Raw genomic sequence first — 16,635 nt, forward strand, 5'->3', positions numbered from 1 at the left:
TAGTCTACCAGGCATTTTTTGACCTCAAAACCATGCTAGAGTTCCTCTCTCACGCCGTTGAGCGACATTTCCCGGTCGTCACAGCAGTCTACCTCCCTACTTCAAGATGAATTTGCGATCTACTGAAGCTAGAAGATCTGACTGGCATCAGAGATGCAGATGCTATAAGCAAAGATGCAACTGGGATTCCAGAAATTAAAAACAGAATTTTCAACTATGTTAATATTGAGCGTGTATCCGTCTTAAAGAAACGATGCGAAGCTTCTATTACTAAAATTCTTGTCAGTTCTGAAGAGATTCATCGCCTCGTCAGCCAACGTTACTCTGAAAACCCTGAAGAGGCCAAGCAACTCGAAGAAGAGAGACAGCGAATTCTCTTTACTGAGTGGTGGCACCACAAATGGGAACAGATCAAAGCTGACCTGCAAATTTTCTACGACTCCTCTGTTGTCAATAAAGATTCAAAGTCATCTGATAATTCCTCAAACAGTATCAATAAATTCAGGAAAAGATACTTACAAGTTGTTGCCAGTGAAATGCAAAGGCTCAGAGAAGAAGCATTTCGCAAGAAAGACACAATATTTGCCGCCAATTCAAACCCTGTCTTTGATCGCGCTAATGCCAACTTTCGGTGGCGAGAAGATTTGTATATCGATGTCAGTAAGGCTTTGTCAGCGATCGCGAGTCAACTTGCAATAGAGTTACAAGACGAAGCGTTAAAACTGGTTGAATACATGACGAGTTTGCTATGGGGTAGCAGACAAGTTAAAGAACGCTTAATTGGAAATTCCAACGACCAATTTTTAAATAGGCTAGAAAATAGTCTAAGTGTATTGTTTTTACGGTTTGCTCGCCCAGTTGCAGAAGCCTTAATCCGTGGGCCACTCCATAGTGACACGCGCAATGAAATTATCAGAAATCTTGGTGTAGACATTGAAATAGTTGACAACTACTACAGTGGCGAAGAAGCTGCATTTACAGTCCTCAAACGGTATGTCAAATATGGGCCTGATCTACTGTTTAGCCCTGAAGTGCGGCAACAAGTCCTAGGGCTCACAAAAGGTTTAGGAGCCATCGGAGTAGCAACACAGGTTGCAGGAGCCGTAGCACAAACCGTCATGGATACTGTTGATAATTTGAGATCTCCTCAAGAATCTGTAGTTTTTGAGGTTGAGAATGATATCAACGCCTTTGAAGAATACTTACGCTCTGCAATCTTTGATGCGGCTGGCTTTGAATCCTACTGTATCCAAGAGCTTAAAGGCTTAGTTGACAGCTTCAGAGACAAAGAAGGAACTTGGGCAGGGGTCGCTCTCAATGAATGGCTGCAAGGAAATTCATCTCTACTGTCTGAAGTGCCAGGTAATCTGAAGTCTCAGGAGTCAGATTTAGAAGTCAGCGAACGCTTGCGTCAGCTATCAGTTGCCTTAAAGAAATTCCGTACAGGCAAGACTGAAGAGCAGTAGAGCAGACAAGATACCTACTAACAAGTCGGATGTTTATGCTACCGATGTTTCTGGTTATTTGCTCTACCTACCTAATGCTCGAAGAGCGCTTGCATTAACTAGGCTATTGTTTCAGGAGCAGTGTACAACCGCTATTACTTAATGGACGCTAAATTGTAGCTGTATCCTGACGAAAGCCTCAAAGAAGTGGAAGTAATGCTAGAAATAGAGATTTTAGCCACGCTTGACAAATTGCCTGACTCTCTCAAGCAGGAAGTTCTACATTATGCAGAGTTTCTTGCGGAGAAGTACACGAATAAAACTATAGAAAATACCTCTGAAATTCAGCCTTCTGAGAAAAAAAGACGAGCAGGAATAATGAAAGGTACGTTTGTCTTGCCGTTAGCAGATGACTTTGATGAGCCGCTAGAAGATTTTCAGGAATATATGGAATGAGTTCTTTGCTTCTGGATACTCATGCATTTATCTGGCTAACTGAAGATAATGCTAATTTGCCAGACACGCTCAAGGATGGGATTGAAGCGGCTGATGTTGTGTATGTGAGTATTGCAACTCTTTGGGAGATCGCAATCAAACTGAACATTGGCAAATTATCGCTTCAACGTAGCTACGAAGCGATTGGGTCAGTAATAGAAGCTTCAGATATCACCCTGCTCCCTATTTCTTTTGCTGATACTGCTCAAGTTCGCAATCTTCCGCTCCATCACCGAGATCCCTTCGATCGCATTCTGGTAGCTCAAGCTATCAATCATTCCCTAGTTTTAATTAGTCGTGACTCAGCTTTTGATGCCTACTCGATTCAGCGACTATGGGCATAAGCGTGAGCAAACGTCACAAACCAAAGCCAATTAATTAGCGAAATGTGGAGCGCGATCGCCCCCGTGACGAAAACATCCAGCAACGGGTCGGGTTGACGACTATAATCAGATTTTGCCCTTTACCTGTTGAGCTAGCTATGGCAAACAGGGGCACCTAACCGATCGTTAGCTTGGCTGTTAATCATTAACCTATGTCTTCTGAGCAGTCCCGACCCGAAACTCAATCGAACTCAACCCTAGAAGAAATTCGTGCGACCCGCCTGCAAAAGGTGGAGCAACTGAAACAAGCGGGACTGACTCCCTATGCCTACCGTTGGGAAGTTACCCATCACGCTGCCGACTTGCAAGCTAAATTTGCCGATTTGCCCGATGGTGCGGAAGACCCACTAGAAGTCGCGATCGCTGGACGCATCATGGCGCGACGGGTATTTGGTAAGCTGGCCTTCTTCGCTTTGCAAGACGAAACTGGCACCATTCAGCTTTACCTAGATAAAAAGAAAATTCAGGAAAGCATGGTAGAGCCGCCAGATGCTTTCAACTTGCTGAAACAGCTCACAGATGTGGGCGACATTATTGGCGTGCGCGGCAACATCAAGCGGACAGAAAAAGGTGAGCTGTCTGTCTACGTAAGTGAATACGCCATTCTCACCAAGTCGCTGTTACCGTTGCCTGACAAGTGGCATGGCTTAACCGATATTGCTAAGCGCTACCGCCAGCGTTATGTCGATATGATTGTTAACCCAGAGGTGCGCGAAACCTTTCGACGGCGGGCACTGATTACCGCAGCCATTCGACGCTATTTAGACCAACAAGGCTTTATCGAAATCGAAACTCCAGTGCTTCAGAGTGAGGCGGGGGGCGCAGAGGCACGACCGTTCATCACCTACCACAACACTTTGGAGATGGATCTGTATCTCCGGATCGCTACCGAACTGCACTTAAAGCGGCTGATTGTAGGTGGCTTTGAGAAAGTGTTTGAGCTGGGGCGCGTATTCCGCAATGAAGGGATCTCAACCAGACATAACCCCGAATTCACCACAATCGAGGTTTACCAGGCTTACGTTGACTACAACGACATGATGGCGTTGACCGAGGCGTTGATTACCTACGCGGCTCAGGAAGTGTTGGGTACGCTTGAGATTACCTATCAAGGGGAAGCGATCGCCCTAACTCTACCTTGGCGACGAGCCACCATGCATGAGCTAGTGCAAGAGAAAACAGGCATCGACTTTAGCCAGTTTCAAAGCTTAGACGATGCCAAAGCTGCGGCGCGTCAAGCCAGGATTGAGGGTGCTGATGAGTGTGAATCCATCGGGCATATTCTCAACGAAGCCTTTGAGCAAAAAGTGGAAGCAACGTTGATTCAACCGACGTTTGTAATTGATTACCCCGTTGAAATTTCTCCGCTAGCCAAGCCCCACCGCTCCGAGCCTGGACTGGTCGAGCGGTTTGAGTTGTTCATTGTCGGTCGCGAAACTGCAAATAGTTTCTCGGAGTTAACCGACCCGATCGATCAACGCCAACGCTTAGAAGCGCAAGCGGCTCGTAAAGAGGCAGGTGATCTCGAAGCGAATGATGTGGATGAAGACTTCTTAACAGCTCTGGAATATGGCATGCCACCCACCGGGGGATTGGGAATTGGCATCGATCGCCTAGTGATGTTGTTAACGAATAGCCCCAGCATTCGAGACGCGATCGCTTTTCCACTCCTCAAGCCTGAAACCAGCTTGATTGAAGCACACAAGTATGATCCCAAAACTCAGACGCTAGAGATTGTACTGCGTGGTCTTGCCTATAAGTATCACGATGTCCCCGAAGTGGTGTATCAAGGCTTAGAAACTGCCACCTCTAAAGGCCAATACTTTAACGAGCACATCAAGCCCAAATACACCTGTGAGAAGGTAGGTTAAGCTACCTTAGATCTACAATTGAGAGTTGGATAGGTGCGCTTAGGAGCGATCGTCGTACCTATTCAATTCTCCGCAAGACTACCTCGGTGACTAGGTTTTGGCACAGCCTAGATCATGGGGTTGAAAGTTTGGTGAATACTACTCGCAATTTGCTGAAACACTTGACTAGCTAGGGCATTGGGGTCTGCGATCGCGATCGGCTGACCTGCATCTCCGCCTTGACAAATGGGAGCCACGATCGGCACTTCTCCGAGTAAGGGAGCTTGTAACTCGGTGGCTAACTGCTGACCTCCACCACTGCCGAAGATGGGGGTGCGATCGCCACATTGACCACAAACCAGATAGCTCATATTTTCGATAATGCCGAGCACCGGAACCCCCACCCGCCGGAACATATGGATACTCCGGCGCACATCGGCAACTGCGACCTGCTGGGGAGTCGTGACCAACAGAACACCCCGGATCGGACTCTCTTGAATAATTGTGATTTGAGCGTCTCCGGTTCCAGGGGGTAGATCGATCAAGAGATAATCTAATTCACCCCACTCTACTTCTTGAATGAACTGCGTAATAATTTTGTGGAGCACAGGCCCCCGCCACGCTAAGGGATGGTCGGGTTCGGCCAATAATCCTACTGACATCACTTTGATGCCATGAGCTTCCAAAGGGATAAATCGCTGTCCTGCTGGAGTCTCCACAATTTGCACTTCTGTTTGGCTGAGACCCAACATCTGCGGAATATTGGGGCCATAGACATCGGCATCCAAGATCCCAACCTTCGCTCCCTGTTGGGCTAGAGCTGCTGCTAAATTCACCGATACGGTTGACTTGCCCACCCCTCCTTTGCCGCTAGAGATCGCTAGTGTGGTCTTGACACCTGGAATCGTGCAGAGCTGAACATAGACCTTTTTGCACCAGGTTAAATCAGACAAGCGCGATCGCACTTGGGCTTCTAGCTCCTGTTGATGGGTACCAACATAAAGCCGCAGGTAAACATAATCCTCTACAAGTCGGAGATTACGCACCATACCTAAGCTGACAATGTCACTCTTTAGAATGGGGTCTACTGCTTGCTTCAGACGAGCCACCACTTCTGATTGACGCGCTAGCAAGGACGGATCAGGAGCCGCTTCAGGAGATGCTTCAGCTAGACTAGTGGATCGAAAAGGAGAAGAATGGCTAGGCATTAGGAGTCGCGTTGAGGGAGTTCTGAATTTTTTGGATGGCTCGTTGGGCGTAGATGCACACATCTCTATCCGGATCATCTAGTGCCTGTTGCAAGGGGTGAACAGCAGCAGGATGAGCCAAGTTGCCCAAGGCGATCGCGGCCTCTCGTCGGACATCAGAATATTCGTCTGCCAACGCTCTGACTAAGGCAGGCATTACCTGTTTGTCAGGGGTTTTCTGAAGCGCTTGAGCCACAGCTTTCCGTACCTGCCAATGCTCATCGGTTAGAGCTTGCTGAAGGGTGGGGATTGCGGCTGACACTGCATGAATGGCGAGAGACTTAGCCGCATTCCGGCGTACCTGCCAATCAGCATCGATTGTTAGAGCTTGGCTCAACAGAGGCACCACTTCTGCGTCGCTCAAATGTCCCAAGGTCAAAGCAGCGGCCCGTCGCACCGTTTCTAATGGATCTTGTAGCAGTGCCAAGGCAGGCTGACAGCGATCGACTTGATTTAAATAACGCAAAGTAGTGATTGCGGCTTCACGAAGGTCTGGTGATTCAGCAGCAAAAAATGGCAATACATAAGGTAGAGACTGCACATCATGAATCTTACGCAGCAGCACCAGCGCATGGAACTGTAAGTTAGTATCCTCTTGCTGTAAGGCATCGAGCAACAACAGCAAGTGATCGGGAGAGATTAGCTCCCCTAAAGCGGATTGTGCTTCCTCTCGGATTTCCTGCTCAGGAGAGGCTAAACAGCCGATCAATGCTGGCACTGCGGCTGGATTTGCCAACTCCCAAAGCGCTGTTACCGCTAGCTTTTGTACCACAGTACTTTCATCTTGCAATGCTGTCACTAGTGGCGTCAGAGCTGCCTCATCACCCAAATGCTGTAGGGTTTTGACAGCGACCAAGCGATCGCTCACCTCAGGCGATCGCAACATCTCCAACCACGGTTCTAGTTCTTGATTTGTCTCCACAGACATCTCTCTTTCCTTACCTTAACAAGAATGGAATTTTCACTGTGATCGCATTGGTCGGGCATTCCTTTTCACAGGGTAAGCAGAACCAACACTCGTCATATTTCATGTAAGCTTTCCCTGTCTCAGGGTTCTTCGCCAACACATCCAGCGGACAAACTTCAATACAAGCCGTGCACTTTTCCAAACACTTCGACTCATCCACGATTACAGGCACATCTACTCGTTGCGTCGTTAATGCCATGCTTAAATATTCTCCAAACTCATGTTCACCATCTCAATTGCGAGGAATTAAAGCAGCCCAAGGTTCAGCCTTAGCGAACTGCAACATCATAAACTTCTCGTCCCAAATCCACCTGCACCACATAAGGTTCTACAGGACGCTTAAACAGGCTCATCTCTCCCGACTGATCCTGCTTCACAATCACATGGCAGAACCATTCCTCATTGTTCTTATCTGGGCAGTCTACGCGATAGTGATATAGACCCCAGCGGCTCTCACGGCGGTATAGAGACGCTCTTGCAGCCATCTCGGCACAGTCGCGAATAAAATGCACTTCCATACAACGCATCAGCTCATGAGGATCGCGGGCTCCCATTTGGTCTAAGGCTTCGTGATAGCAGACAAAATGTCTGAGACCGATCTCCATTTTGTGATCAACTTTGGGAGGTTGCAGGTAATCATTGACCAAGCGCCGCAACTTGTATTCCACTTGCGTGTGAGGGATACCATCGGGACGGCTTAAGGGGCCATAAATCCGTTGTTTCTCTGCTTCTAAAAAGTCTGGATCAGGATCAACATGTTCCAAATCTTCGCTGTATTCCACTGCGTGGGTGCCTGCCAAACGCCCAAAGACAAAAGCTCCGATCATATAGTTGTGCGGCACACTCGCCATGTCTCCCGCAGCATAAAGTCCAGGGACTGTGGTTTCAGCTTTTTCATTGACTCGGACACCAGAAGCACTATGACCACTGCACAGACCAATTTCGGAGATATTCATTTCGACTCCGTGGGTACGGTAGTTTTCTCCCCGTCCCTCATGAAATCTCCCTCGGCTAGGCCGCTCATTGGCCCAGAGCACCGATTCAATCTCAGAAATTGTATCCTCATCTAAGTGCGTCATCTTTAATTGCACAGGGCCTTTGCCAGAGTTCAACTCTTTCCAGACCTCTAGCATCATTTGGCCGCTCCAGTAGTCGCAACTAATGAAACGATGTCCCTCGGCATTGGCGGTGTAGGCACCAAACGGACTGGCGACATAAGCGCAGGCAGGCCCGTTGTAATCCTTCATCAAAGGGTTGATCTGGAAACATTCGATGTTGGATAGCTCGGCACCTGCTTGGTAGGCCATCGAGTAACCATCTCCAGCATTGGTGGGGTTCTCATAGGTGCCGTAGAGATATCCGGAAGCAGGTAAGCCCAAGCGTCCGCAAGCCCCAGTGCAAAGGATTACAGCCTTGGCTTGAATCACGACAAAGTCACCACTACGGACATCAAACCCAACTGCCCCGATCGCCCGACCGTCTTTGACTAAGATTCGAGTAGCCATGACGCGATTGGTAACTCTGGCTTTGTGGCGCTTTACTTGACGAGCCAAAATCGTCTTTAAATCTTTCCCTTCGGGCATCGGTAGCACATATTTGCCGACCCGATGCACTTGCTTCAAGTCATAGTTGCCTTGGGCATCCTTTTGGAACTTCACGCCCCAGCTTTCTAGCTCTTGAATCGTTTCGTAGCCCAGCTTACCAGTTTGGTAGACTGCCTTCTGATCAAGAATGCCATCATTCGCGATCGTCACTTCTCGCACATACTGCTCAGGTGTAGAGTGACCGGGAATCACAGCGGTATTCACCCCGTCCATCCCCATCGCGATCGCTCCACTGCGACGGATATTAGCCTTCTCCAGGACTAACACGTCTCCTTCGGGGTTAGCTTGCTTGGCCTTAATCGCAGCCATTGTCCCAGCCGTACCGCCGCCAATCACTAGAACATCCGTCTTCAGCCATTGAGTATCCACTCAACCTATCCCTCTAGTAGCGATCATTTATTTCTGTAGCCGCAAGAAACTCATAGCAATCCTTTTTGATTCTTGAACGGGGTGCAGGGGTTTTATCCCTTCGTGGGACAGTGCCCCCATGCCCTTTGTTCACAAAACATTTGTGATCGCTATATCAGCCAGAACCAAGCTGAAAATTAAAACCTACGACTCTTCTGGAGTTGCGAAAAACTAAAGCTTACTAAGTTTATTTTGAAGCAAGAATTGCCATTCCTCTATCCACATCTTTTATGGACTGATAGAATGTTTTGATACAAAAAATCAAGAAAGTTTCAAATAAGGGTTGTGGGGCTGTGGAGGTTTATCAAATTCGGGTTTTTCTGGAAGTTGCGCGACATTTAAGCTTTACTGAGGCGGCAGATATCCTGAATTTGACCCAGCCTGCGGTGAGTGCCAAAATTAAAGCCTTGGAGTCAGAAATTGGCACTTCCCTTTTCTATCGTCTAGGTCGCAAGATTCAGCTCACAGAAGTCGGTCGATTTCTATTGGCTGAAGGTCAAAAGATGATTGATTTAGAAAATAATTTACTCAAAACGATTGAAGAAATTAAACAGGGGAAATTGGGTCAATTGAAGGTAGGCTGCACGACTGCGATCGCTGAAGACTGGCTACCTGAGGTGCTTTTTCGCTATCGTCAACAGCACCCTGATATTCAAACTCAGTGTGTTGTATTTGAATCAGCCGAAAGTTTGCATCGAGCTTTGACCAGCAACCAAATTGATTTAGGTATTTCAGAAATTAATTTGGGTGAGTTTGCCGAAATATCAGCTACAGCGATCGCCCCTATTCACTATGCTTTGATTGTGGCAACCAACCATCCTTTAACCAAACAGAAATGGTTAAGCTTAAAGGAGCTGCAAAAACAAAATTGGGTGATGCTTCCTGCTAGTTCTACCAATCGCCTCATCTTGGAATCTCGATTAACCGAATTAGGGCTATCAATCGCTGATTTTTCTCAGATTGAAACTGTTGATACTTTAAGCTTGGTACGAACTTATTTGACTCAAGGAAATTATGTAGGATTTGCCTCAGATCTTGAATTCAAAGCTGAGCGGCAATCCCGTATTTTGACGAGCATTCCACTCCAAGAATTTCCTTTGCCAGGGAATGTGTTTTTGTTGTTGCCCCAGCGCTTAAGTCAGTCAGCTGCACTGCCCAGCGATCGCTCCAGTCGTAAAGCTTTGAGCTTAAACCCAATCCAAAAATTTGTGGCTCTGGTGCAACCTGCTCCAGCTTCTCCCGCTGCTGACTCTCCGGCAAGAGAAACCTCTGTGCGACTGCGATCGCCTAGTTTAATTACGCGATCTCATCAAACTCATCACCCTGAAACGATCACCATTCGGATTGGTATGCAAAATGCTACGATTCCTACGGTGACAGGAGGTTTGGTAATTCAGCGCTTAGGCTTGCTAGAACATTTCTTGCCTAGAAACGGTCGCTACAGTTCCACTCAATATCAGATTCAGTGGCAAGATTTCTCGCTGGGTGCTCCCATTATTCAAGGGTTACAGTCAGGGCAACTAGATATTGGCTTACTAGGCGACTATCCTTCCCTACTCAGCGCCGTTCCTCCTTCAGGTTCTCCCCATCCAGTGACTAAAACTCGCTTGGTCAGTTTTGTCTCTGCCAATCCAGATGGTTCCTGTAATGCCGTGATTGTGCCCCACGAATCCAAATTAAATAGCTTGGAAGACTTGCGGGGTCGAGTGATTGCGGTTCCCTTCAGTTCTTCCGCCCACGGTATGGTGATGCGATCGCTACAAGCAGCCAATCTCTTGTCAGACGTGACCATTGCCGCACTGGATCAAGCGAATCTCAACCGTCCCTTCCAGCACCCAAACAAATTGGCAGACGGATATGCCCACTTTGCACCCTTCCACGCGATCGCCTGTCGGCAAGGCAAGTTTCGTTATCTGCTGGACGATGACTTAAGCGGTCTCCCGGCATTTCATGCGGTGGTAGTGAGTGAAGTTCTAGCAGAACAACATCCAGAGATCGTAATTGCTTACTTAAAAGCTTTGCAAGCGGCTCAATATTGGTGTGCCAATACATCCTCCGCATTACCGTTGATTAGCCGTTGGACTCAGCTTGATGCCGAAATCATTGTACAACTCCTTAGCAGCACCTTCCAGAAGCAACAACCAGACCGTTTCTTCTCTGAAATGACTATTCGGCCTGATTGGATCGCCCAACATATCGCTCAACTCAGCCTCATCCCAGGCAATGAGAACCTAAAAGCGATCGACCTCAACCAATGGATTCAATCTGATCTCCTGCAAACCGCCAAATCCCAAATCTAAACTACCTTACATAACATCCCTTTTCTCCCCTCATCTTACCTTCTAACTCTCTCCTTCTAACTCCTCACTCCTCACTCCTCACCGCTCTCCTTTCCTCTAAACATCCATACTCTTCAGCGTTTCTTCCCGAATCAACTCAAAGATCTGGCGATTGAGTTGCACAAACTCAGGAGATAAGATGTCGTCGGTGTGGCGGGGACGAGGCAGTGGCACTGTCAAAGTAGTTTTGATACGGCCTGGATTCACACCCATGACAAAAATGCGATCGCTGAGAAAAATTGCTTCCTCAATGTCATGAGTTACGAAGATAACTGTGGTTTTCAAGTCGCTCCAAATCCTGAGCAACAGCTCCTGCATCATATGTCGAGTTTGGGCATCCAGTGCCGCAAAAGGCTCGTCCATCAGCAATACAGAAGGAGAATTGATTAAGGCCCGCACAATACTGGCTCTTTGTTGCATTCCCCCTGACAACTGATGGGGGTAGGAATGGCGATGTTTATAAAGCCCGACTCGATTGAGATATTCATGTACCAGTTCTTCGCGTTCCGTCTTAGATAACCCGCGAATCTTCAAGCCAAACTCAATATTTTGAAAGGTCGTCTTCCAGGGTAATAGCGAATATTGCTGAAAGACGAATCCTCGGTCAGCTCCAGGGCGATCGACTAAGCGTTGATCAACCGAAATATAACCTCGGCTGGGTCGAATAAAACCAGCGATCGAATTCAAGATAGTAGATTTGCCACAGCCGGAGGGTCCGAGCAGACAGACGAACTCACCAGGAGGAATCTTTAAGTCAATTGACTCTAGAACAGAAACATAACGGCCTTGGCTCTTGAAGGAGACCGACAACTGTTCAACTTCTACCAATCCTTTGGCTGGGAGCTTGATCTTTGTTTCTACTAACTTTGTCATAGTTCTGCAATCTCTCAACACTCACGAATTCGTTAGCCATTCCTGAAGCTAGCAAGGATCTGTCAATCTAAGCTCGTTGTTTCTGAGTGCTCCGCCAAGGCATGAGTAAACAAGTCAAGCGATCGACTAAGTAAGTACTAAACAATCCCATCAAACCAATCAACAACATACCCATGACAATGGGAGGATAGTTGGAAGTGACATAAGACTCCCAAGTGATGTATCCCACACCATAGCGACCTGCCAAGATTTCAGCCGTCACCAAACAAAACCAAGAATTTCCCATGCCAATCACCAGACCGCTAGCAATACAAGGCATGGCACCAGGGACCACAATATCCTTAAAGATATGCCACTGCTTAGCTCCTAGACATTGCCCCACTCTGAGCAAAATCACATCTGTTCCCTCAACCCCCCGGATAGTACTAATGAGGATAGGAAAGAAGGCCCCCAAAAAGGTGATGTAGATCATCCCTGCTTCGGAGGTGGGAAACATCAAAATTGCTAAGGGAATCCAAGCCACGGCTGGGATAGGCCGCAGAATTTCTAGAGGCAGAAAGATTAAGTCTTCAATTTTTTGAAACCAACCGATTAAGATCCCTAAGCTCACTCCCAATAAAGTGGCGACGCTAAAGCCAACTAGCACTCGAATGGCGCTGGCTTTAATATGTATCATCGCGTTGCCCGTGAAGAATTCCACAGTCGCGTAAAAAACTTCTAACGGAGATGGCAAAAACTCAAAGCTGACAAAGAAATTAAACCTTGCCATACAGAGCAATTGCCAAATCCCAAAAAAGAGAACCAAAGAAAGGGATTGCCTGAGTACTTTACCTGTGGGAAAGGGCAAACGAGCAGACGGCTGCCTACGTTGAGGTTGGTTTCGCAGTTGACTCACAAAGCCACCCAAGCTGCTGAACCAAGTAGTTTTGCTAGAACGCTTTGAAGAAGAGGAGCTAGACATGCGATATCTTTCCCTGAAAGAAACTCAGGCGATAACCAAAACAATGGGTGAAGGAGATGGGGTAGAAGGTTGTGCTTAGAATTAGCCCTGATCTCTACTTGGCAGCGATCGCGGCGGGTTGAGCGCTTTGAGCGTAGAGTGTCTGTAGGCCGTTAAAGTCAGCAACCTTAGCGCCTGCTTTCTCCGCAAACGCTTGAGCATCGGGTTCTAGCAAGAAGGCTGCGACTTCATCACCGTTTTGCACATAGAAGGACTTTTCGGCGAACAATTTCCAGCCATTGGCGCGATCGTGGACAAATATCACACTGGGGGCTTTGCCCTCTTTTTTGAGCTTGTCTAGCGCCGTCACCATATTTTTGATCGAGGCGAAGTTAGTCACTTTATCCTCACCTTCAACCCAAACTTGAGCAGCTAACTTAGGCTCAGTGATCGGCTCTTGGGTCAGCGCATCTTTACCGCTGATCACATTTTGGTCGGCTATAGTGCCAAGCTCAGCTTCACTCACGCCCAACTCTTGAACCGCTTGTTTGAGATAGCTATCATCTGCCCAAGTTGCCACATCATCGGGGTTGACGCTGGCATCTAATTTGCCGATTTGCTTGAGGGTGATGACGCTATTTTTGAGCGCTGTCAACTGATAAGACTGGATTCTGGGATCAAGTTTTTGAATGCCAGAAGGCCCCAAGAACATATAAACCACTTCTTTTTCAATCCCAGACCATTTTTGAATGTTGCTAGCGACAACTTCTGGTTGCTCGCGAAAGAGTTTGTTCGCTTCCAGCACCGCTTTGAGATAAGCCACTACAATTTCTGGGTTGGCTTCAGCAAAGTCTGAACGCACCACTACCCCATGAAAAGTGGGTGTGCCTGCTTGGGCTCCATCCAAAATCTTGCGGGCGAAACCTCGAAACGGAAATAGCTCGCCGTAGGGCACAAAGTCAGCGTGGGCATCAATCTGGCTTTTCTGTAAACTGCTGCCCCCCACTTCCGGAGATTGACTGACTAAGGTGACATCCTTTTTCGGGTCGAGTCCTGCATCTTGGAGAGACTTTAGAACCATGCCGTGGGCCGAAGAACCGAAGGGCACAGAAATGGTTTTGCCTTTCAGGTCTAGCAGCGTTTTATAAGGGCTGTCTTTAGGAACGACGACTGCATTACCTGCTCCATTGGGACTATAAGCCAGAGTCGCAATATATTTAGTTTTGACTCCACTGCCCTTCTTTTGAAATGTAGTGATGTTGATGGTAGAGGGGAAGTCTGCCATCATCCCAATATCAATTTGGTTCGCCAACATTTTGTTAGTGAGGGGTGGGGCAGAGGTATAGCTAGACCACTCAATCTTGTACTCAGTATTGGCGTATTTTCCAGTTTTAGGTAAGTATTTCTCTAGCAGTTTTTCCTCGCGAATGACCGAACCACCCGTTACTGTATTGATGGTTTGATCTTGCGTCCCAATAGAAATACGAACCACTTTTTTTTCTAAAGCAGCCCCCGAACTGTTAGTAGCTTCCTTGGAGCAACCACTACTAAAAAGTAAGGACACTGTAATCAAGCAGGAAACCGCACTTCTCCGAACAACTAAGTTCATAATTCACAGCAAGAACTAAATTTTGGGCAATGATTCAGTAGCTCTAGAAGCACAGGAGCTTAGCCGCTGCAATTGATTGCCGCCTAAGCCAGAGCGATGAATACCAGCATCAACTTTAAGCCTCTCCCGCAGATTCATCGGTAGTATACCTTGAAACTACGGTTAATCGATAGACTTTTTGTAGTTGATACTCAAGTAAGACAATGCCACAGACAAAACTAAAGTTCAAGTCTGTAATTCAAGCGATAAATTTGGCTGAAATTACTTACAGAAAAACCGCAAATGTATAGCTTTCAGGCGATTCCGCTGATGAGCCAATTCAAACAAGCTTTGTATCAATAAACAAATTGATTGAGTCAATATATTTCTTCTATGGAAAGGCTCTATCTAGCTGAATGCTGTGTCGCTAACTACAAACTTTAAACAGCATTTGGAGTTTTTTATCCCAAGGGCGATCGCGGTTTCCAGCCACGGTTACTAAGCAGAAAGGTAAGGGCGATCGCTATCAGCAATCACTGATTCTGAAACCCACCTCGCTCCACAACGCCACGAGGCATGATACTATGCCATTGATCTAAAGTACTATAACCTGATTGAGTTACCGTATATTTTTTAGAATTTAACTAAATCACCAGTCTCCCCACTGGCATCCCCTAAGATTTGAGAGGTCGGGCAACGATGGTGTTAGCAGATTTTCGGACCATTTACGAGCGAGATCCAGCAGCCCGGAATTGGCTGGAGATCTTATTTTGCTATCCGGGACTGCAAGCCTTACAGTTCCATCGCTTGGCCCACTGGCTATATGGTCTGAGAATTCCTTTGGTGCCCCGATTAGTGTCTCAACTCAGCCGTTTTCTAACTGGCATTGAAATCCATCCGGGAGCCCAGATTGGCAAGGGTGTCTTTATCGACCACGGCATGGGAGTGGTGATTGGGGAAACCGCCATAGTGGGTGACTATGCTTTGATTTACCAAGGAGTGACCTTGGGTGGAACGGGCAAAGAAACGGGCAAGCGGCACCCCACACTAGGAGAGCATGTCACCGTTGGCGTAGGCGCGAAGGTGTTAGGAAATATCCAAATTGGCAATTATACCCGGATTGGTGCAGGCTCAGTGGTGCTACGAAATGTCCCTAGCGACAGTACTGTTGTGGGCATTCCAGGACGAGTCATCCCTCAAGATCGCACCAGTGCTGGAACAGGCGCCAATAGCAGCTTACGAGATGTGGAAGCAGAAGTAATCCAGCTATTGTTTGAGCGAGTTAAATTCTTGGAGCAGCAGATCAACCAGTTGCAATCACAAACTTCTTTGCCTCATGCCTCTAACCCAGCGTCTGACCCAGCATTTGTGCCGCCTGTAAAAACTAACTCCGACTTGATGATTGAAGAATTTCTCAACGGCGCGGGAATCTAATTTCCGCTGCTGTTAATTGAGAGTTGGCCTCAAAAATTGACATTTGCCTAAACTCCGGTTAGTCTATCGGAATACAGTATTATTGCTGCGTATGTCCATCTCCTTGCTATCTCGAACTCAGTCTGCATCAACGAATCCACGGCAGTTTGCGCCGCGATCGCTGTTGCCATTGGAAGCGGAAAGCCTTTGGAAAATTGAGACGGGAGTAGTTCGAGCCCTGAGCTGGCTAGAGGACGGCACTGTCGTGACGCTGGGCTTGTGGGGAGCAGGAGAAATTGTCGGCAAAGCGTTGGCACAGATTGACCCCTATCAATTGGAGTGCCTGACTAAAGTAGAAGCAACGCGGCTGCACATCGAGAATTGGCAGGAAACTCAAGCTGCTTTGCTCGCTCATATTCAACAAGCGGGAGAGCTAACGCTGATTCGTAGCCATCGTCGGGTGGATATGATGCTACTGAAGCTGTTGAATTGGTTAGGTAAAAAGTTTGGTCGTCAAGTTGAGCAAGGACAACTGATCGATCTCCGCCTCACCCATCAGGACATCGCTGATATTCTCGGCTCTACTCGCGTCACCATTACCCGCACGCTCAATCAGCTAGAGCAACAGGGACTGATTCGTCGCCTATCCCTCCAGCGTATTGTGCTGCAAGAAGAAGAAGTTTGGCACTATGAAATTTAGAAACTGAATCTTTAGGCTGATGCGGATGGGGTTAATTGGTGGCGAGACTGTAGGATAGTTGCCCCCACTACTGCGATCGCGCCAGTTTTTCATGTCAACCAAATTTTTTGTATCAGTTGAGGAAAAAACACGGCTATTCCATGCAGAGCTAGTTAAAGCAGGGGTAGACTATCACCAAGCTGGACGAGTCGCCAAAGTTTTAGCTCAGAATCAGCCTGAAGAATCCTTGCCTCCTGAAGAAGCACATTTGACCGAAGAAGCTTGCCGCGTTTGGTTGCAGCACCGCCAGCGCTTAACGTTTATTGAACGAACTCTCGCTTCTTTTTCTGCCCAGCCTAGTCCCAAACTACCTTCTAGCATTCACTAGATACCTACCAGAGGGG

General features: G+C 47.5%; 15 protein-coding genes. 8 read left to right on the top strand and 7 right to left on the bottom strand.

Going from position 1 to position 16,635, the window contains the following annotated elements:
• Positions 1-536: 536 nt before the first annotated feature.
• The 4 genes from KME12_23675 (at position 537) to lysS (ending at position 4,194) form a co-directional block, all read left to right on the top strand.
• A complete protein-coding gene (locus KME12_23675; protein MBW4490785.1) occupies positions 537-1,466 on the top strand; it encodes a hypothetical protein in 930 nt (309 codons plus the stop codon).
• A gap of 195 nt (positions 1,467-1,661) precedes the next feature.
• Complete coding sequence (locus KME12_23680) at positions 1,662-1,901, top strand: DUF2281 domain-containing protein (protein ID MBW4490786.1); 240 nt, start codon at positions 1,662-1,664, stop codon at positions 1,899-1,901.
• Positions 1,898-2,284 carry a type II toxin-antitoxin system VapC family toxin gene (locus tag KME12_23685; GenBank protein ID MBW4490787.1) on the top strand — a complete coding sequence of 129 codons (387 nt, stop codon included), beginning with the start codon at positions 1,898-1,900 and terminating at the stop codon, positions 2,282-2,284. Before KME12_23680 ends, KME12_23685 begins: the two co-directional genes overlap by 4 nt.
• 191 nt (positions 2,285-2,475) lie before the next feature.
• On the top strand, positions 2,476-4,194 hold the full coding sequence (lysS, locus tag KME12_23690) for a lysine--tRNA ligase (protein ID MBW4490788.1): 1,719 nt from the start codon (positions 2,476-2,478) through the stop codon (positions 4,192-4,194).
• Between the two features lie 107 nt (positions 4,195-4,301).
• Here lysS and KME12_23695 read toward each other — a convergent pair whose 3' ends face one another.
• The 4 genes from KME12_23695 to KME12_23710 form a co-directional block, all read right to left on the bottom strand.
• Positions 4,302-5,381, bottom strand: coding sequence for an Mrp/NBP35 family ATP-binding protein (locus tag KME12_23695; protein MBW4490789.1), 1,080 nt, complete (start codon positions 5,379-5,381; stop codon positions 4,302-4,304).
• Entirely contained in the window at positions 5,374-6,348 is a 975-nt protein-coding gene (locus KME12_23700; GenBank protein ID MBW4490790.1) for a HEAT repeat domain-containing protein, read from the bottom strand. Before KME12_23700 ends, KME12_23695 begins: the two co-directional genes overlap by 8 nt.
• A gap of 10 nt (positions 6,349-6,358) precedes the next feature.
• Positions 6,359-6,586, bottom strand: a complete 228-nt coding sequence (locus tag KME12_23705; protein MBW4490791.1) for a 4Fe-4S dicluster domain-containing protein — start codon at positions 6,584-6,586, stop codon at positions 6,359-6,361.
• 70 nt (positions 6,587-6,656) lie between these two features.
• Entirely contained in the window at positions 6,657-8,360 is a 1,704-nt protein-coding gene (locus KME12_23710; GenBank protein ID MBW4490792.1) for a fumarate reductase/succinate dehydrogenase flavoprotein subunit, read from the bottom strand.
• 332 nt (positions 8,361-8,692) lie between these two features.
• Here KME12_23710 and KME12_23715 point away from each other — a divergent pair, with 332 nt between their 5' ends.
• The gene (locus KME12_23715) at positions 8,693-10,699 is read left to right on the top strand and encodes a LysR family transcriptional regulator (GenBank protein ID MBW4490793.1); all 2,007 of its coding nucleotides are present in this window, start codon (positions 8,693-8,695) and stop codon (positions 10,697-10,699) included.
• A 96-nt stretch (positions 10,700-10,795) separates the two neighbouring features.
• Here KME12_23715 and KME12_23720 read toward each other — a convergent pair whose 3' ends face one another.
• The 3 genes from KME12_23720 to KME12_23730 all read right to left on the bottom strand — a co-directional run bounded on the left by KME12_23720 (position 10,796) and on the right by KME12_23730 (position 14,160).
• Positions 10,796-11,611 (bottom strand): ABC transporter ATP-binding protein, encoded by an 816-nt coding sequence (locus KME12_23720; protein MBW4490794.1) that lies wholly within the window; start codon positions 11,609-11,611, stop codon positions 10,796-10,798.
• A 67-nt stretch (positions 11,612-11,678) separates the two neighbouring features.
• Entirely contained in the window at positions 11,679-12,572 is an 894-nt protein-coding gene (locus tag KME12_23725; GenBank protein MBW4490795.1) for an ABC transporter permease, read from the bottom strand.
• 94 nt (positions 12,573-12,666) lie between these two features.
• Complete coding sequence (locus KME12_23730; protein MBW4490796.1) at positions 12,667-14,160, bottom strand: ABC transporter substrate-binding protein; 1,494 nt, start codon at positions 14,158-14,160, stop codon at positions 12,667-12,669.
• A 678-nt stretch (positions 14,161-14,838) separates the two neighbouring features.
• On the opposite strand from KME12_23730, the gene cysE reads away from it, so the two are divergent.
• From cysE to KME12_23745, 3 genes are all read left to right on the top strand, one after another.
• Positions 14,839-15,573: a serine O-acetyltransferase gene (cysE, locus tag KME12_23735; protein MBW4490797.1), complete on the top strand. Its 735-nt coding sequence runs from the start codon at positions 14,839-14,841 to the stop codon at positions 15,571-15,573.
• A gap of 91 nt (positions 15,574-15,664) precedes the next feature.
• Complete coding sequence (locus KME12_23740) at positions 15,665-16,252, top strand: Crp/Fnr family transcriptional regulator (GenBank protein MBW4490798.1); 588 nt, start codon at positions 15,665-15,667, stop codon at positions 16,250-16,252.
• A gap of 91 nt (positions 16,253-16,343) precedes the next feature.
• On the top strand, positions 16,344-16,619 hold the full coding sequence (locus tag KME12_23745) for a hypothetical protein (protein ID MBW4490799.1): 276 nt from the start codon (positions 16,344-16,346) through the stop codon (positions 16,617-16,619).
• Positions 16,620-16,635 lie beyond the last annotated feature (16 nt).

Origin of the sequence: Trichocoleus desertorum ATA4-8-CV12 (genome assembly GCA_019358975.1) — a bacterium.
Lineage (GTDB): Bacteria > Cyanobacteriota > Cyanobacteriia > FACHB-46 > FACHB-46 > Trichocoleus > Trichocoleus desertorum_A.